The sequence below is a fragment of the Nonomuraea recticatena genome, from assembly GCF_039533245.1.
In the GTDB taxonomy this organism is placed as follows: Bacteria; Actinomycetota; Actinomycetes; order Streptosporangiales; family Streptosporangiaceae; genus Nonomuraea; species Nonomuraea roseola.
In genome coordinates, this window is sequence record NZ_BAAATE010000033.1 from 69,713 (window position 1) to 86,325 (window position 16,613).

General features: G+C 68.3%; 15 protein-coding genes and 1 pseudogene. 10 read left to right on the forward strand and 6 right to left on the reverse strand.

Annotated elements, in window-relative coordinates; translation table 11 throughout:
• Positions 1-227 precede the first annotated feature (227 nt).
• Entirely contained in the window at positions 228-866 is a 639-nt protein-coding gene (locus ABFX50_RS40665; protein WP_346154324.1) for a TetR/AcrR family transcriptional regulator, read from the reverse strand.
• Positions 867-915: 49 nt separating this feature from the next.
• Here ABFX50_RS40665 and ABFX50_RS40670 point away from each other — a divergent pair, with 49 nt between their 5' ends.
• Together ABFX50_RS40670 and ABFX50_RS40675 are read left to right on the forward strand one after the other, a co-directional pair.
• The gene (locus tag ABFX50_RS40670) at positions 916-2,211 is read left to right on the forward strand and encodes an MFS transporter (RefSeq protein ID WP_346154383.1); all 1,296 of its coding nucleotides are present in this window, start codon (positions 916-918) and stop codon (positions 2,209-2,211) included.
• Positions 2,208-2,627: a hemerythrin domain-containing protein gene (locus ABFX50_RS40675; protein ID WP_346154326.1), complete on the forward strand. Its 420-nt coding sequence runs from the start codon at positions 2,208-2,210 to the stop codon at positions 2,625-2,627. Before ABFX50_RS40670 ends, ABFX50_RS40675 begins: the two co-directional genes overlap by 4 nt.
• On the opposite strand, the gene ABFX50_RS40680 is transcribed toward ABFX50_RS40675, so the two are convergent.
• Positions 2,605-2,859, reverse strand: coding sequence for an SDR family NAD(P)-dependent oxidoreductase (locus tag ABFX50_RS40680; RefSeq protein ID WP_346154327.1), 255 nt, complete (start codon positions 2,857-2,859; stop codon positions 2,605-2,607). The genes ABFX50_RS40675 and ABFX50_RS40680 overlap by 23 nt on opposite strands.
• Positions 2,860-2,999: 140 nt before the next feature.
• Positions 3,000-3,578: a TetR/AcrR family transcriptional regulator gene (locus tag ABFX50_RS40685; RefSeq protein WP_346154329.1), complete on the reverse strand. Its 579-nt coding sequence runs from the start codon at positions 3,576-3,578 to the stop codon at positions 3,000-3,002.
• A gap of 69 nt (positions 3,579-3,647) precedes the next feature.
• Between ABFX50_RS40685 and ABFX50_RS40690 the strand changes: the two genes are divergently transcribed.
• The 3 genes from ABFX50_RS40690 (at position 3,648) to ABFX50_RS40700 (ending at position 7,773) form a co-directional block, all read left to right on the forward strand.
• Positions 3,648-4,130, forward strand: a complete 483-nt coding sequence (locus tag ABFX50_RS40690; RefSeq protein WP_346154331.1) for an alpha/beta hydrolase — start codon at positions 3,648-3,650, stop codon at positions 4,128-4,130.
• 57 nt (positions 4,131-4,187) lie between these two features.
• Complete coding sequence (locus ABFX50_RS40695; RefSeq protein ID WP_346154333.1) at positions 4,188-7,280, forward strand: bifunctional cytochrome P450/NADPH--P450 reductase; 3,093 nt, start codon at positions 4,188-4,190, stop codon at positions 7,278-7,280.
• A gap of 283 nt (positions 7,281-7,563) precedes the next feature.
• Positions 7,564-7,773, forward strand: coding sequence for a hypothetical protein (locus tag ABFX50_RS40700; protein WP_346154335.1), 210 nt, complete (start codon positions 7,564-7,566; stop codon positions 7,771-7,773).
• A 424-nt stretch (positions 7,774-8,197) separates the two neighbouring features.
• Here ABFX50_RS40700 and ABFX50_RS40705 read toward each other — a convergent pair whose 3' ends face one another.
• A complete protein-coding gene (locus ABFX50_RS40705) occupies positions 8,198-8,920 on the reverse strand; it encodes a hypothetical protein (RefSeq protein WP_346154337.1) in 723 nt (240 codons plus the stop codon).
• Positions 8,921-8,970: 50 nt separating this feature from the next.
• On the opposite strand from ABFX50_RS40705, the pseudogene ABFX50_RS40710 reads away from it, so the two are divergent.
• From ABFX50_RS40710 to ABFX50_RS40725, 4 genes and pseudogenes are all read left to right on the forward strand, one after another.
• Positions 8,971-9,159 (forward strand): annotated as a pseudogene (locus ABFX50_RS40710) (transposase); the annotation flags it as partial.
• A 161-nt stretch (positions 9,160-9,320) separates the two neighbouring features.
• A complete protein-coding gene (locus ABFX50_RS40715) occupies positions 9,321-10,532 on the forward strand; it encodes a serine hydrolase domain-containing protein (RefSeq protein WP_346154338.1) in 1,212 nt (403 codons plus the stop codon).
• Between the two features lie 16 nt (positions 10,533-10,548).
• A complete protein-coding gene (locus ABFX50_RS40720; protein ID WP_346154340.1) occupies positions 10,549-11,061 on the forward strand; it encodes an S-methyl thiohydantoin desulfurase domain-containing protein in 513 nt (170 codons plus the stop codon).
• 224 nt (positions 11,062-11,285) lie between these two features.
• Complete coding sequence (locus ABFX50_RS40725) at positions 11,286-12,620, forward strand: hypothetical protein (RefSeq protein WP_346154342.1); 1,335 nt, start codon at positions 11,286-11,288, stop codon at positions 12,618-12,620.
• A gap of 67 nt (positions 12,621-12,687) precedes the next feature.
• On the opposite strand, the gene ABFX50_RS40730 is transcribed toward ABFX50_RS40725, so the two are convergent.
• Positions 12,688-13,668: a serine hydrolase domain-containing protein gene (locus ABFX50_RS40730; RefSeq protein ID WP_346154344.1), complete on the reverse strand. Its 981-nt coding sequence runs from the start codon at positions 13,666-13,668 to the stop codon at positions 12,688-12,690.
• Positions 13,669-13,709: 41 nt separating this feature from the next.
• A complete protein-coding gene (locus ABFX50_RS40735) occupies positions 13,710-14,699 on the reverse strand; it encodes a helix-turn-helix domain-containing protein (RefSeq protein WP_346154346.1) in 990 nt (329 codons plus the stop codon).
• A 244-nt stretch (positions 14,700-14,943) separates the two neighbouring features.
• Here ABFX50_RS40735 and ABFX50_RS40740 point away from each other — a divergent pair, with 244 nt between their 5' ends.
• Complete coding sequence (locus ABFX50_RS40740) at positions 14,944-16,572, forward strand: serine hydrolase (RefSeq protein WP_346154385.1); 1,629 nt, start codon at positions 14,944-14,946, stop codon at positions 16,570-16,572.
• The last annotated feature ends 41 nt before the right edge of the window (positions 16,573-16,613 follow it).

Genomic DNA, 16,613 nt, shown 5'->3' on the forward strand with positions numbered 1-16,613 from the left:
CAGATTTTCGCACAACGCAAGTCGCAGAACCCTGCTCCTGCCAGGTTTGAGCGCGAACGGGTTCTGAGATCGATCAGCTTCTTGATGGTTTTCGCCCGGCCCTATTTGATCTTGATGGGGCAAAGGCTCGTTTGTGAGAACGGGGACGCCGATCGTCCTCCTCTCGCCTCGGTCCACTAGATCATCAGACTTGGTCGTTTCACGGACCGCCCGCGGGGCGGCGACGCTTACGGGAGAAGGCCGTTCACGAGGGCGCACACGCCCTTGGCATAGGTGTCGCGGGCGGTCAAGTCTTCCCATCGCCTCGCCACCGTGCTCAGCCGGGGGAACTCCTTCGCGTCCAGTTCGGCGAAGACCCGCTCCCGGTAGGTGGGTCCGCCCTCCTCCCGCCGCCTGCGAGCCGCCGCCCGGCCGCCGATCTCGCCAGCGGTGTAGCGCCAGATGATCCGGTACGCGTCCACCGCCTCCTCGATCGTCAGCCCCGCGCGGACGGCGGCGTCGACGATCTGCTCCGGGTACCACAGCGCTCCCACCGACATCAGGTCGTCGGCCTTGAGGATGTCCACGGCCCATGGGCATCCGGACACGGCGTCGTGCATGGCCATGGCGGCGGCCACCATGCGCTCGCGTGGCTCGTCCGGCAGTGCGGGGCGGGGAATTCCGGCCGCGTAGTCGTCGAGGAGCAGCAGGAGGAGTTCCTCCTTGTCGCGTACGTGATGGTAGAGCGCCATGGCCGTGCTGCCGACCTCTCTGGCCAGCCTGCGCATGGTGAGCGCGCCCGTCCCGTCTTCCTCGATCACTCGCAGGGCGGCGGCGACAATTTCCGGCCGGGAGATCTTGGGCGGTCGTCCTGTGCGCGTCGACATCCTGCCATGCTACTTTCTATACGTGTATAAAAACTCGTGGGTCGTAGTGGTGCTCGCATTCGCAGTTGCCGTGGGGACCCTTCAGATGACCGTCGTCGTCCCCTTACTGCCGGGGCTCGAACAGCAGCTCCAGGTCCCGTCCACCACCGTCTCGTGGACGCTCACCGCGGGGCTGCTATCGGGAGCGGTCTCGATCCCGCTGCTGTCGCGCCTCGGCGACATGTACGGCCGGCGCACGACATCGCTGGTCGCACTCGGCCTGCTCGTCGCCGGTTCGACACTCAGCGCCATGGCGGACACGCTGCCCCTGCTCATCGTCGGCCGGGTGCTGCAGGGAACAGCCGCGTCGCTGCTCCCGTTGGCCATGGGCCTGGTCAGGCAGGTAGTGCCCGGCCATCGGCTACCCAGCGCGATCGGGGTGCTCAGCGCCACCATCGGAGTGGGCAGCGGCGGCGGCATGATCCTCGCCGGGCTGCTGGACGGGAACCACCGGGCGGTGTTCTGGGCGCTGGCCGGACTGGCCGTGCTGAGTTTCGTCTTAGTGGCCGCCGTGGTGCGGGAGGCCCCGGCGCGCGGATCCGGACGGCCGGACCTTGCCGGGGCGGTCCTGGTCACGGTATGGCTCGTCTGCCTGCTGCTGGCTATCAGCAAGGGCGCGGCCTGGGGCTGGATCTCGCCGCTGACGCTGGGCCTGTTCGCCGTGGCGGTGGCGGTGGCTGCGGTGTGGGTCGCGACCGCCCGCCGTACCGCGTCGCCGCTGATCGAGATTCCCATGCTGCTGCACCGGGGGACGGTGGGGGCGACCGTGGCGTCGTTCCTGCTGGGGTTCGCACTGTTCGCCTCCATCACAACCGTTTCGGCGGTGGCCCAGGGCCCGCTCGGGGCCTCGGTGCTGCAGATCGGGATCTACCTGCTGCCGACGACGGTGCTGATGCTTGTGGTCTCCGTGCTGGCGGGTCCCCTGATGCGCCGTTTCACCGCGTCCGCGCTCGTGGCGGGCGGCTCGATGCTGGTGACGGCCGCTGCCCTGTGGCTGGCGGTGTCCAGATCCTCGGGCATGGACCTGTACGGTGCCGCGACGCTGCTGGGGCTGGGCATCGGCCTCGGCTACGCGGCGCTCGGGACGATGGCCGTCGAGCACGTGGAGCCCGCCAAGACCGCGGCGGCCGGCGGGGTGAACGCGCTGGTCAGGGTTGTGGGCAGCAGCGTAGCCGGTGCGGTGGGGGCGACGGTGCTCTCCAGCGGAGGCGCCGGGTGGACCTTCGGCGTCGCGGCTGGAGCGGCCCTGCTGGCAGCCCTGTTCGCGGCTGTCCACGGAAACCTCTCGCGAAAGGAACTGGCATGACAGAAGAACAGCGCATCGTCGCGTGGGGCGACGAGCTGATCAAACTGCACGACGGCTTCCGCAGGGACCTGGCGGACCTGCGGTCGTCGCGGGCAGGCGCAGCGGACTTGCGTACGCATTGCCTGACGTTCTGCGACGCCCTCCACGCCCACCACGAAGGCGAGGACACCGCGCTCTTCCCCCATCTTGGTACCGAGCACCCGGAACTGGCTGAGACCCTGACCCGGCTCCGCTCGGAGCACCGGGTGGTGGCCCGGCTCATGGAAAGGATCCGGCAGCTCCTTGACCACGACGGCGCGGCGATCGGCGAGGAGCTTGACCGGCTCGCCACCGAACTGGAGGCTCACCTGGACTACGAGGAGGAGCAGTTGGTCCCGATCCTCAACAAGATGCTCACTCTCCCCGAGGAGGTCTAGCCTCGGCGCGGGACGTTGGAGATGAGGGTGGCTGGCCGGTGACCTGGAGCTGATGGGGTGAGGCGGCCAAACCGTTACGGCGAAGGTCGTCAGCGGTCTCCTGCGTGGCCCGTTCGTCTCGGGCGCAGATCGCCACGTGCAGCCCGCCGCCGGCCAGTCCGGCCGCGATCGCGCGTCCCAAGCCCCGGTTGGCGCCTGTGATGGCGGCGATGCGCGTGGGGTTCGTGCTCATCCGATCAAGGATGCCAGTTGCTCATCGAGGTCGCGGCGACGGCCGTCTGCGGACAGGCGTGTCGGGGACTGGTAGCGAGCTCACCAGTCCACGACCCTGAGTCGTCGCTGTCGGCGCCGATCGCCAGTTCTACAGCAGGTCTAGGCCGGACCGGCACCGTCAGCGAAGTGCGGCAGAACCATCTCGACCAGTGCGGCGACGTCGGCGTCGGCCATCGGCTCGCCGGTCATGCCCATCCGGTGGAGCAGGGTTCCGATGACGACGTCGATGAAGAACAGGACCCGGTGCTCCGGCTCGCCGAGCGCTTCCTGGAGCGCGAGCCGGTACGGGTCCTGCAGCCGTGTGGACAGGACCTCGCGCAGGGACGGGTCGCTGACGGCGTCACTGAACACGCCGGCGAACGCGTCGCCGACTCCGGGCTGGCCGATCTTGGCCGCGATCCAGTGGATGGCCGAGGTCATGAGCTCGGCTCGATTGGCGCCCTCCAGTGGCACCGGGCCGAACGCGTCAAGGAGGCAGTCCACGATCAGGACACCCTTCGACGGCCAGCGCCGGTAGATCGTCGTCTTGGCGACGCCCGCCGTGGCGGCGATGCGGTCCACGGTGGCACGCGCGTAGCCGAGCTCGTGGACCGTGCTCAGCGTCGCGGCGAAGACCACGGCGTTGACGCCGGAGCGCGGACGACCGGGCGGTCTGGCGGAAGTTGTCACTCGGGTCATGCCCACACCCTAACCTTTTGCGCTACCATCGGTATCGATACTTGAAGTAGCGAAACTAGTGGAGGAAACATGGGCGCAAATACGGCGAAGCCGCCGCTGGGCATCAGGCTGCTGAAGGCTTTGGGCAAGGAGCCGGACTGGCTGACGATGACGACCGAGCAGTTGATCGCCTTCCGTGAGGCGGAGAACCGCAAGCGGGCCTCCCGTCTGGGACGGGTCATCACCGGCTGTCCGGACCGCGGCGCCGCGATCCAGTGGCAGGAGGTGGTGCTGCCCGGCCGCAACCTCCCGGTCCCGCGCGCCATGTCGCCGCTGGGGGCCGACGACCTGAGCGGGCTGGCCCCGGCGCTCGTGGTGGTAGCGCCCATCGACCCGCTGGCCGACCACGGCCGCTGCTACGCCGAACGGCTGCGCGCGGCCGGAACACCCGCGCGACTCACCGAACACCCCGGGGCGACCCACGCATTCCTCAGCATGCCGGGCGCGGTGCCGCAGGCCAAGGCCGCGCGGGCGGAGATCGTCGAGTACCTCCGAGAGTCCCTCGCCGCGTGAGGCGAAAGGAAGGCCTCCGAGACGGAGGAGGAGTGCAGAAATTGCAAAGGAGAACTCATGTCAGCGACCATTGACGGCCCCAAGGGCCTGCCCGTTTTCGGCAACACGCTCCAGATCCCCAAGCACTCGCCCAACGCCTACCTGTCCGAGCTCGCCAAGGAGTACGACGATGGCATCTTCCAGCTGGAGCTGCTGGGCCGTACCGTGCTGTTCGTCTCCGACCCCGACCTGGCCGCCGAGGCGTGCGACGAAAGCCGCTTCTACAAGCCAATCGAACGGGTGCTGGCGATCGTGCGCGACTTCAGCGGCGACGGCCTGTTCACCGCCCGCGAGGACGAACCGGTCTGGGGGCACGCGCACCGCATCCTGATGCCCGCCTTCAGCCAGCGCTCAATGAAGGCCTACTTCCCGCAGATGCTGGAGATCAGCGAGCAGCTGATCGCCTCCTGGGAGCGGCGGCAGGGCGAGGATCTCAACGTCGCCGAGGACATGACCCGGCTGACCCTGGACGTGATCTCCCTGACCGGGTTCGACTACCGGTTCAACTCCTTCCAATCGCCCGAGCTTCACCCCTTCCTGCAGGCGATGGGGCGCACGCTGACCGAGGCGATGCTCCGCAACCGGCAGCTGCCGCAGATCACCAAGCTGAAGAAGAAGCAGGAAGCGGCCTACCGGGCCGACATCGCGCTCATGCAGGATTTGGTCGACGACGTCATCCGCCGCCGCCGCGAATCGGGCGCCAAAGGGAGCGGCGACCTGCTCGGCCTGATGCTGGAGGCCGCCGATCCCAAGACCGGGGAGCGGCTGTCGGATGAGAACATCCGCAACCAGGTGCTGACCTTCCTCATCGCCGGCCACGAGACCACCAGCGGCCTGCTCTCCTTCGCGCTGTACAACCTGCTGCGCAACCCGCACGTGCTGGCCCAGGCCTACGCCGAGGTCGACCGCCTGCTGCCGGGCGACACCGCGCCGACCTACGAGACGATCATGAAGCTGGACGTGATCCCCCGCATCCTTGACGAGACCCTGCGGATCTGGTCCCCGATTCCCGCCTTCGGCGTCAAGGCCCGCCACGACACCACGCTCGGCCCGTTCGACGTGCCCGCCGGCCGCAACGTGGTGATCCTGCTCGAACCGCTCCATGGTCACCCCAAGGCCTGGGAGCGGCCCGAGGAGTTCGCCATCGACCGCTGGCTGCCGGAGCGCAAGAAGGAGCACCACCCGAGCGCCTACAAACCCTTCGGCAACGGCGAGCGGGCCTGCATCGGGCGGCAGTTCGCGCTGACCGAGGCGCGGCTGGCCCTGGCCCTGCTCCTGCGGCGCTTCGCGATCTCCGACCGCGACGCCTACCGCATGCGGATCAAGCAAATGATCACCCTCAAGCCGGAGGCCTTCAGCATCCAGGTTCGCGCGCGCAAGCCGTACGAAAGAGGAGTCTTCACCCCGGAGGTCACCGAGCAGGTCGAGGACTCCGAAGTCGCCGTCTCGGGAGTGGCGCTCACCGTGGCATACGGCTCCAACCTCGGCGCTTCAGCCGACATCGCCGAGCGACTGGCCGAGCGGGCCGGCCGGTCCGGCTTCGCCGTGAGATTGACCAGCCTGGACGAACTTCAGGCTCCGTCGGGTGGCGCGCTGGTCGTGGTCACCTCCACCTACAACGGCAAGGCCCCGGACAACGCGCAGGCCTTCGACGCCGCCGAGATCAGCGGTTATGAGGGAGTACGGCTGGCGCTGCTCGGTGTCGGCAACACGCAGTGGCCGACCTATCAGGACTTTCCTCGCCGCGCCTTCGACAAGCTGGTCAGGGCGGGGGCGGTGCCGCTGGTCAAGCGCGGCGAAGCAGACGCCGACGGCGACTTCGACGGGGACGTCTCGGCGTGGACGGCCGAGCTGTGGGCGGCCATCGCCGAGGAGTACGGCGCGACCTCCGCCGACGCCGGGCCGCGCTACGAGATGGAGGTCCTGACCGAGGCCGACGTCCGGCCCGCCGTCGTCTCCGCGCAGGCCGTGCCGCTGACCGTGGTGGCCAACGAGGAGCTGACCGCCGACCCGGCCGGGCTGTGGGACTTCTCGCTGGAGGCGCCCCGGCCGGGCGTGCGCTCGATCGTGGCCTCGCTGCCCGAGGGAGTCACTTACGCCGCGGGCGACCACGTGGCCGTCTTCGCCAAGAACGATCCCGATCTGGTGGAGTGGGCGTTGCGGACCCTGCGGGTGCCGCGTGAGCAGGTCGTGCGGCTGCGCGCCCGCGGCAACACCCACCTGCCGGTCGACACGCCCGTGACGGCCGGGCTCCTGTTGTCGGAGTTCGCCGAGCTCCAGCAGGTTGCCACCCGAGCCGACCTGGCCACGCTTGCCGAGCACACCTCGTGCCCCTGGACCCGAGGGCAGCTCTCAGCGGCCGACTACGCCGAGGAGATCCTGGCCAAGCAGGTCTCGGTGCTCGCGCTGCTGGAGCGCTTCCCCGCGATCACCCTGCCGCTGCCGGTCTTCCTGGAGATAGCCGGGCACATCCGGCCGCGCTACTACTCGATCTCCTCCTCGCCGCTCGCCTCACCCGGCCAGGTGCGGATCACGGTCGGGCTGGTCGAGGGCGAGGCATGGTCGGGCAGCGGCAACTACCGCGGCATGTGCTCGGCCTACCTGGCCTCGCTCGATCCCGGCGACGTCTTCTACGGCTACATCCGCGTGCCAAGCTCGCCCTTCCGCCTGCCGGACGCCCCCGAGACCCCGGTCATCCTGATCGGGCCGGGCACGGGCTTCGCCCCGCTCCGCGGCTTCCTGGAGGAGCGCGCGCTGACCGGCGGCACCGCCGAGGTCTTCTACGGCTGCCGCCACCCCTCGCACGACTGGCTGTACCGGGAAGAGGTTCTCGCGTGGCAGTCGGCAGGGGTCGCCCAGGTGCACACCGCCTTCTCCACGCTTCCCGGGCATCGCTTCGTGCAGGACGCGGTGGCGGCCGAGGCGGACCGTGTCTGGGACCTGATGGAGCGTGGCGCGCACGTCTACGTCTGCGGCGACGGGCTGCGCATGGCTCCTGCTGTACGGCAGGCGCTGGCGACGATCTACGCCGAGCGAACCGGCGGCGATGGGGAGGCCTGGCTGCGCGAGCTGGAGGCCGAGGGGCGCTACCAGCAGGACGTCTTCGCCTGATCCGGATGCTCTCTCGCGCCCCGGGTGGCCGACGCCGTGGAGATAGTCGCCGCGCGGGCGACCTTTCTCGCGGCGGGGCATTACGCCCCGCTGGAGCGGGCACTGGCCGAGACGGGGCGCAAGCCGTACCGGCTCATCGGCCAAGCCCTCCAGCCGGTGCCCCCAGGAAGCGTTAGCGCCACTTGGCGGCGACCACCTACCTATCGACTGTTCCTGATCGGCACGCTCGGCTACACGCCGCTGGAGATCGGCCTGCGAGTGCTGCCGCTCAGCGTCGGCGGCGGTGATCGCCGCGCCCGCGACCGCGATGTTCGCCAAGCGTGTGCCGATCAGAGACTCGCTGCCGTCCACCATGGTGCTGGTGACCGCGGGCATGTATCTGATCGGCAACTTCGGCCATGACGACAGCTGGACCCACTTCCTGCCAGGCGTCCGAATGTCGGTGGTAAGCAGGTCGGGTGCCTCCTCACCTACACCGCCCACCCGATCCTGATCCGGCTGGAAGGAGAGGGATGGGTGACCAGGCGCTGGGAGGATATTGGCCCGATACTCATCGCCACAGGAGAGGACTGCGTAGCAATCGATACCGGCGACGTCCCTTCCAACGACAGACGCCCAGGTCCGCCATCCTTCGTGGCGCGGGCTGCGCTCAGATCGCCAACCCAGGGATGTGACCTGGCCGGCCGACAGCGGGACGTCAGCGCTCGGCGTGTCGCTCACTTCCAGGGGCCCTCACAGCTCCGCCGGGTACCCGTCCTCAGTAGGCGTGGTTGACGTCTACCTCGGCAGTGCGGAGCTCGTGGGCGATCGGTTCGGCCAGTTCTGCGATGTGCCGGCCACCCTGCAGGAGTGCGCTCGCTCGTCGCATCGTCCTCCACCTGGTCCGCGCGCTCGGGGTGGTCTGCTTCCCCGTCTCTTCAGTGTTCGCGCAGGCCGCAGTCGGCCGGGTAGAGGGTGGAGCCCTCGGGGACGGGCTGGAGCGATCTCCACCTGAGTTGGACGCACGCGGCCCCCGTGGCATCAGCTGCCAAGGAGTCGATGCACACTGTCGGGGCAGGTCGTCTGAACGGCAGAGTGTGCAGCTCAGCCGCAACCGGCGCGCTGAAAGGCAAGCCTTCGAGGACTGCCAGGGCGGTGAGAGTGCCGTCGGACTGGAGCTCGGTCTCCTCGATGGTCAGTCGCCAGTGAAGATCTGCGTCTGCCAGCAGACTCTTCCCGCTACGTCCGTGTGCGAGCACGGCAAGGCGACGGCTGCGGATGTGCCGCGCTATGGCGCAGCAGAGCGGGACGTCGGTGCCGTAGGGGGTGCTCACGCGGTTGTTACCAGCGGTGGGGTAGCAACCCAGGGCTTCGGACAGCAGTTCCACGGCTGCGTCCTTGATGCGCGGCCGCTGACCGTGTTCCACAAGATCCAGCAGAATCGGGGTTGCCGCGTGGGCCGCGGGGAACACCATGTCGGCGTGGCTGCAGATGAAGCCACCGTTGGCGAGGATGGCTGCCGCGTCGGCGGTCTCGTTGTAGGTGGTGGAGACCGCCAGCAGTCTCAGTGCGCGAGCGACGCCTTCGGGTTCGTCGCACGCGTGCCAAGTCGGGGCCGGTATGGCCGACCAGTCCACCGCATCGATGGCGTCAAGGGACACGGCCGCATTGTGCCAAACCACGAAGTCAGTAAGGCGGCGGCAGCCGGCCAGCCGGCCGCAGCGCCGAACACGGCTCCCGCCTGGGAACACACCGCTGGGTGGCGGAGCCGACATTCGCCCTGCTGCACGCCTTTCGACGCCTGCGCATCCGTTGGGAAGTCCGCGCCGACATCCACGAGGCCTTCCTCAAGCTGGCCTGCGCGCTCATCTGCTGGCGACGCCTCACCTCATTGCGTTAAATGCTCTGAGGCGGTCAGCCCGGAGTCGAGCAGTACTGGATGACGCGCAGCGAAACGTCCAGACGGCTCCTGGCTCGTCACACGATCTTCGAGGGAAACCTCGAACAGGGATTTAACTCCCCGGCTGGAACCTTTGGGGCTCAGCATCGAAGGGAGATCACATGTCGAAGGCATCCAGGAGAGCCGTGCTGGGCATGCTTGCCGCCGCGCCGCTCTCGGCCTCCGGGCTGGCGGCCGCCTCGGACAGTGCGCATGCTCAGCCGAGGCGCTCGCCGAGCGAGCCGTTGCGCAGGTACAGGGAGTACGTCAGCGAGCTGGCCAAGAAAGATCAGTTCTCCGGCGTCATCATGGTCGCCCATCGCGGCCGGCCCGTCATAGCCGAGGCGTACGGCATGGCGGACAAGAAACTCGGCGTGCGCAACCGTGTCGACACGCGGTTCAACCTGGGATCGGCTTCCAAGCCGTTCTCCACGCTCGCGATCGTCCAACTGGCGGAACAGGGCAAGATCGAGTTCTACGACAAGCTCGGCACGTACCTGCAGGGCTTTCGTCCGGAGGTCGCGGAGAAGGTCACCGTGCACCAGATGCTCACCCACACCTCCGGTATGACCATGGCTTGGGACCCCAGCCGGATCACGTACAGCAGGGAAGAGCTCTGGGAGATCGTCAGGAAGGCGCTGCGGGAGGGCGAGCTGCAGTTCACGCCCGGCACCCAGCACGCATACGGCGGGGCCTGCCTCGACGCGCTCGGCGAGATCGTGACCAAGATCACCGGCATGTCGTACTGGGACTACGTGCACGAGCACATCTTCGGCGCCGCCGGGATGACCGGCTCGCGGTACTACACCAGAACCGAGTGGCTGGCCGACCCCGCCATCGCCCACCCGTACATGCTTCAGGCCGACGGCTCGCGAGTGGACGCCCTGCGTGATCTGAAGGCCAGCGCGGTCATCGGCGGACCTGGCACCAGTCCGGCGAGACCGTTCGTCGGCCTGCCCAGCGTCGGCGCCTTCTCCAGCGCGCCCGACCTCGTCCGGCTCGCCCAGGCCCTGCAGAACCACAAACTCCTGACCCGCCCTTACACCGACCTGTACGTCGGCCCCAAGTTCCCCGCCGCACCTCCGCCGGGGGCGCCGTCGCCCGGCCCGACTCGGCGTGAAGCGTTCCAGGCGTACGGCCTGAACTCCACCATCCTGGGCGACTTCCGCGTGATCGGGCACGGTGGCGGCGTGGGCGGCGGCAACGCCAACTGGAACGTCTATCTGGGGCACGACTGGGCCGGTGTCGTCCTCAGCAACTACGACCTGGATTCGAAGCTGTTCATGGACATTCTCGGCAAGGAGCGGGAAGCGATCACCTCTGCCGCCGGCTGAGGCTCAAGGGCCGCTGGTGTGGATCATTGAGGGTTGCCGGTGCCGGCCCGCAGGAGTTCGGCGAGGAGCCCGACCCGTCCGCCGCACCGCCGTACCCGGCACGCTGACACTGGGCATGCGGATCGGAGCGGCGCTCAGGACCGCCCGCGAGCGGCACGAGGACCCGTTCGACGCGCTCACCGCCGCCCTGGCCGGCACCATCTACACCCACGGCCTGATCCTGTTCAGAGGAAAGGTCGTCGACATCGACCGCAGAACCGTCGACGGATTCGCCCGCGGCCACGTGACGCCGGCCGCCCTCGACGACCCCGGAGACCAACTGCGGATCACCTTCCCGGCCATCGACGTGCTCAGCTCAGCTCAGCAGCAGTGGTTTCCCGCTGGTCCCACGACTGTCGGAGCGGGGCCCTGGTCGGTGTCGGCGGCGGTCGTCGTGGAGGTCGCCAGTACTGCGGCGACGACGAGGGCGCTGAGGGCGAGGACGCGATGTCCCAGGCGGGAACGCACAGCGAACCTCCTACTTTCTTGACGGGTCGACACACGGTCGAGCAGCTTGCGGACCGGCCCCGATTGTGACAGCCCCTTGGCCGCTCCACAACATGATCGATTGTCGCCTCGTGCGCCGCCGCAGAGGCCGGCTGGGGCCGGGACATCTGGGCAATATGCCCCAGAGGTGGTGGTCTGCCCGGGTTGTGTCTACGATCAAGTCGCATTGATCGACAGCCGAGACAGGTCACGGGCCAGGGCGGTGGAATGCTGACCAACATGCAGCACGGGGGCGTGATCCTGCGAGGGCTTCGACACCAGCGCAGGCTGACGCTGGATGAGCTCAGCGGTCCTCAGCTCTCGATCCGAAGACTCATACTGATCGAGGACGGCGTCGACGCCACGCCTGGAGAACTGCGGGAACTGGCCGTCAAGCTCCAGTGCCCGCCCCTGGTCCTCAGGCACGGACTGGCTGCCGACCGCGGCGCGGAGATCAAGCAGGAGCTCGCAGGGGCAGACGAAGCTCTCGCCCAGGGCATGTCCGCCAAGGCCCGCGCCCAGTACGCCGCTCTCGTCGCCGATCCGGAGCTGGGCAGCCGCCCTGACCTGTGGCGTCAGGCCGAACTTGGCCTGGCCCTGGCGGCGGAGGCGGACGGAGACCTGCCCGATGCCATCGAACGCCTGACCCATCTGCTGAACGTCCTCGCGCCTCTGGACGAGCAGCTCCCGCCGATGGCCTACGAAGATCCAGAGGAGACCGAGCAGCGGATCGCCATCGCCCTGGCGCTGTGCCGATGCCTTCGCGAAGTGGGCGATCTGACGGCGAGCGTGCGCATCGGCGACCTCGCCTTCTCGCGGGAGCTGCCAGGAGGCTGGACCGACAGAGGCATCGAGCTCGGCGCCACTCTGCTGGCCGCCTACATCGAACGTGGCGAACAGACCACCTGCCAGGCGCTGGCCACCCAGCTGCTGGAGGCGGCCGAACAGCTGGGAACGCCGCGGGCGCTGCGTGCGGCCTGCTGGAACGGCGCGACCGTCGCGGCCATGGACGGCGACGCGCGGCGAGCCGCCGAGCTGGGCGATCGCGCGCTGGCCGCCCACGCCCAACTCACCGACCCCCGCTCGACCGGCCGCCTGCGGGCGCGGCTCGCGGAGAACCTGCTCACCTACTGTCCCGCCGAACACGACAGAGCTCGCCGGATGCTGCTCGAAGCCGAAGGCGAGCTGGCCGGCAGCGCGGCCAGCGCGATCGACCTGGCCTACTGTCAGCTGTCCCTGGCCCGCGCCGACCTTCTGGCCGGCGACGCTACGGCGGCGGCGAGTCAGGCCGGGGAGCTCGCCACCCGTCATCCGGCAGCGCTCAACCTCGTCGCCGACGCCCATCTGCTGGTCGCGGACGCCCTGCGGGCGCTCAAGCGCACGCATGCGGCCGCGGAGGTACGGGCCGGCGCAGGCGAACAGCTCGAACAGATGAACGCGCCGGGTCGCGCCTCGAAGGCCTTCGCCGAGAGCGCCGCCGAGTTGGAGCAGCTCGGCGATCTGGAGGGCAGCACGCGCGCCTACCAGCGGGCGCTGAGCGTCGGCGACCTGGCCGGTTACTGACGTTTGACCGGATCCTGATCGCTCTTCACCCGGGACGGCGCCATTCCCGAGTACGACGTGCCGGTCCTCAAGGGGTGAGAGCGCGGGCGATGGGCCAGGCGCCGGGGGAGGTGTTGGAGAGCACGGTCCAGGTGGTGCCGGTGTGCGGGTCGTGGGTGGACTTGAACGACGCGCCCGCGTCGTACCCGACCAGGATCGCCGTGTCGGTGCTCTCGTGCAGCCAGAAGCCGAGACCGTAGCGCATGGATTGCTTGGGTACGTCGCGGCGTGGCCGTACCACCTCTTCGACGGAGTCGACGATGTCGCCGGCGAAAAACGCGCGCCAGAAGGTGGAGATGTCGCCGGCGGTGGTGTGGATGCCGCCATCGCCGGTGGCCAGCACCGGCAGGTGGAAGATGTTGGAGCGGTCCGCCCCGTTCAACGGCAGGTAACCCACGGCCGCGTCAGCGGGCAGCTCGTCGGAGCGGAGGAAGTCGGTTCTGGTCATGCCGGCGGGGCGCAGCACCCGTTCCCGGACCAGGTCGTGGTAGCCGACGCCGCCGGCCCGCTCCGCCAGCAGGGCGAGGACCACGAATCCACTGTTGCAGTAGCCGAACCGCTCACCGGCCCGGAACTTGGTGGGGTGCCCGTCCAGCAGGGGCAGGAATGCCTCGGTAGTGGTCAGCTCGTGCGCCGCGCCGACGACGTAGTCGGTGATCTCGGTGTCGACCTCTTCGTCCAGGTAGTCACCGATGCCAGAGGTGTGGGTGAGCAGATGTTCGACGGTCACGTCGTCCGCGATCAGCGGCAGATCCTTGCCGAGCAGGGAGCGGGCGGTGGTGCTCAGCTTCAGCACGCCGTCCTGGGCCAGCGAGAGCACGGCGAGGGCGGTGAACCCTTTGCTGCCGCTGGCGATGCCGAATCTGGTGTCCAGGGTGTTGGCAACTCGGTAGGTGCGGCTGGCCAGCCCGTAGGCCTTCGCGAACTCGATCTGGCCGCCCCGGTCGATCCAGACCACACCGGAGAAGCCGGTTTCCTTGGCGATCTTGTCAATGTCCCCGCGCGGCATTGCCGCAGACTAACCCAGGCCCGCGCCGATGCCGAACCTATTTATGAGGCGGACGCCTGGCGCACCACGCGATCACCGTGTCCTTTTCGAGTCCCTCGGGTCGAGCGTGCACTGCCGATCAGCGCGTCGCGTTGTGCGGAGCTCAGGCGGTCCGGCCTCGGGGTGACGGCGAACGCGCCGCGCCCGGCCTGCTCCACGATGAGCGGGTCGGAGAGGATCGGACGACGGCTGAGCGCATCCAGGGCGTCGGCCGTCCGCTGGACGGGCCAGTCCAGTGCCGTGGCGAGTTCGTCCACGGTGAGTGGCCGGGCGGCGTACACCAGCGCGGCCAGCACTGTCAGTGCGTCGCGGACGACGGCGTCGGTGAGGCCGCTGTCGTTCATCTGCTCGCTGATCCAGGTGAAGAACTGAGCCATCTGGCCCAGCCGGGTGCCGGCGGGCGTGCCGGCGCCGAAGATCTCGATCCCGTACCGCGCGACCGCCGCTACCTTCGCGTGTGCCCCGGTGTCGGCTTTGAACGCCTGGAGCCAGACGTCGTCGTCGATCACATACCGTTCGCGGCGGCCGGAATCCTGCGCGCGTCTGACCAGCGTGATCGCCTCGAGGTAGCCGATGGCCTTGGACACCGACGCCGGGCTGACCTGGAGCCGGCCTACGAGCTCGGCGGACGTCAGGCCCCCGGAGTCAGAGGTGAGCAGGCAGACGAACACGCGAGCGGGCATCCGGGGAAGGCCGGTCCCGACCAGCAGCGTCGCGAACTGCTCCACGAAAGCGCGCACGGACTCGGCCGGCCGCCCGTCGGCCGGTGGCTCCGCGGACTGAACCGGGCTGCGGCGGCGGGCGCGCTGCCCGGCGGCCTGCTGGGCGCGGTCGGCCAGGTAGCCGCCGCGCGCGCTGTTGCGTGCCACTTCCCGGCTGATCGTGGATGTGGGTCTGCCCAGCCGCCTGGCGATCTCGGCGTATCCCAGCCCTTCGGTCAGCCAGATCGCGATCTGCCGGCGATCCTCGTGGGTGAGCCTGCCTCCGGGCATCGGCCTGCCCCCTGTCGGTCGGGTTCACGGGTGCGTTCACCAACAGTACATTGCAACGGCTGGTCGGCGTGAATTGCATTTATCGTCAATGCTGTTGCAACGATTGGCGTGAAACCGCAGCGCGAGAGCACATCGTTGATGTTCTCTTGTTGAATATGGTTGAAATGCAACGTAGCCTTTTCTCGCTTGGAAAGAATCAACGGGACGAGGAGCCCTTATGGCAAGAGCGTTGGATGTGCCACGGATGCGAGCTCGCGTCTCCGAGCTGCTCGCGGAGTACCGGATCCCGAGCGCCGCGATAGGCGTCCTCAGCGACGGAGAGATCACCGACTTCGCCGTCGGCGTCAAGAACATCTCCACGCGGGAGCCCGCGACGACCGACACCGTCTACCAGTGCGGCTCCGTATCCAAGACATGGACCGCCCTCGCCTTCATGCAGCTCGTCGACGAGGGGAAAGTCGCCCTGGACGAGCCGGTGCGGAGCTACCTGCCTGACTTCCGGGTCGCCGACCCCGACGTCAGCGCCAAGGTCACCCCCCGCCATCTCCTCAACCACACCAACGGCATCGAGGAGAACTACGGAGATCCGGGCGAGGACGACGACGTCTACAAGCGCATGGTGGACAACATCGCCGGCGCGGGCCAGGTTCACCCCTTGGGCCACACTCACGGCTACAGCGCGGCCCTGGGCTACGCGATCCTGGCCCGCATCATGGAGGTGATCGACGGCAAGAGGTGGGACGCCATCATGAAGGATCGCCTGTTCGATCCCCTGGGACTGACCTCGACGACCACCCGGCGTGAGCACGCGGACCAGAACCGGGCCGCGACCGGATACCTGATCCGATCCCTCGAAGAGGGGCCCATCCTCTCACCGCTCGGTCACCTGCCGCGCTCCTTCGGCCCGGGAGGCAACGTCAACACGACCGCCCGGGATTTGCTCACGATGGCGTACGTCTTCCTTGACGAAGGAAAGGCGCCGAACGGGACCAGAATCGTCTCCCCCGGCATCATCCGCGAGATGACGGAGTCGCGGGTCCCCATACCTGACCCGTACATGTTCGGGCCGGAATGGGCACTCGGCCTCATCGTGTGCGACTGGCACGGCCAAACCGTCTACGCCCACGACGGCAGTGCGGTCAGCCAGAGCGCCCGCCTGCGGATCCTGCCGGAGTCGAACATCGCCGTCTCGATGCTGGCGAACGCCGGGCCGCGCGACAGCTTCTACCGGAAGGTGTTCAACGAGATCCTGGCCGACCTCGGCACGGTCACGATCCCCGACCTGCCGGAGCCCGACCCGACCCTGGCCCTCGATCTGTCCAGGTACGAAGGCTCCTACGAGCGCCCGGGCACCCGCTACGAAGTGGCGGCCGAAGGCGGAAAACTCCACCTCAGATTCACCCTGAACCCCATGGAGGCGCAACTCCTCAACAAACCGGAACAGCTCGAATACGAGCTGTTCCCGATCAGCGAGACCCACTTCTTGATGCCTTCGGACGATCCGCTCGAGGACCCTCAGACCGTCGCGATCTACGACTTCGAGAATGGCGCCGCACAGTATCTTCACCTCAATTGCCGAGTGAATCCGAAAGTCAATGAGAAAGGTGCCACGATGCACGTCATGGCTGTTTCCACGATTACTGACAACGACGGTTTCTGGGATTCCCTGAAGAAGGCGTACGGCCAGCTTCCCAAGGGTGCCAAGTGGACGCTGGCGGTGGCGAGCACCGACGCGACCAAGGCGGTGAACGTCATCGTCCATGACTCGATCGACGGCGTCAGGAGCTTCTTCGAGGATCACGCCGGCCCCTTCGCCACGACGGAATACTTCGAGGCCGACGCGTCCAACGCGATCGGCCTCCCGACGACGTAGCCACCCCTCGCACCGGCGCGGGTCCCGGCGTTCTCGACGGC

Bases quoted from the DNA above. Each gene is read 5' to 3' on its own strand.
- ABFX50_RS40665 (WP_346154324.1), bottom strand. From the start codon at position 866: ATGTCGACGCGCACAGGACGACCGCCCAAGATCTCCCGGCCGGAAATT.
- ABFX50_RS40675 (WP_346154326.1), top strand. From the start codon at position 2,208: ATGACAGAAGAACAGCGCATCGTCGCGTGGGGCGACGAGCTGATCAAA.
- ABFX50_RS40680 (WP_346154327.1), bottom strand. From the start codon at position 2,859: ATGAGCACGAACCCCACGCGCATCGCCGCCATCACAGGCGCCAACCGG.
- ABFX50_RS40685 (WP_346154329.1), bottom strand. From the start codon at position 3,578: ATGACCCGAGTGACAACTTCCGCCAGACCGCCCGGTCGTCCGCGCTCC.
- ABFX50_RS40690 (WP_346154331.1), top strand. From the start codon at position 3,648: ATGGGCGCAAATACGGCGAAGCCGCCGCTGGGCATCAGGCTGCTGAAG.
- ABFX50_RS40695 (WP_346154333.1), top strand. From the start codon at position 4,188: ATGTCAGCGACCATTGACGGCCCCAAGGGCCTGCCCGTTTTCGGCAAC.
- ABFX50_RS40715 (WP_346154338.1), top strand. From the start codon at position 9,321: ATGTCGAAGGCATCCAGGAGAGCCGTGCTGGGCATGCTTGCCGCCGCG.
- ABFX50_RS40725 (WP_346154342.1), top strand. From the start codon at position 11,286: ATGCTGACCAACATGCAGCACGGGGGCGTGATCCTGCGAGGGCTTCGA.
- ABFX50_RS40730 (WP_346154344.1), bottom strand. From the start codon at position 13,668: ATGCCGCGCGGGGACATTGACAAGATCGCCAAGGAAACCGGCTTCTCC.
- ABFX50_RS40735 (WP_346154346.1), bottom strand. From the start codon at position 14,699: ATGCCCGGAGGCAGGCTCACCCACGAGGATCGCCGGCAGATCGCGATC.
- ABFX50_RS40740 (WP_346154385.1), top strand. From the start codon at position 14,944: ATGCGAGCTCGCGTCTCCGAGCTGCTCGCGGAGTACCGGATCCCGAGC.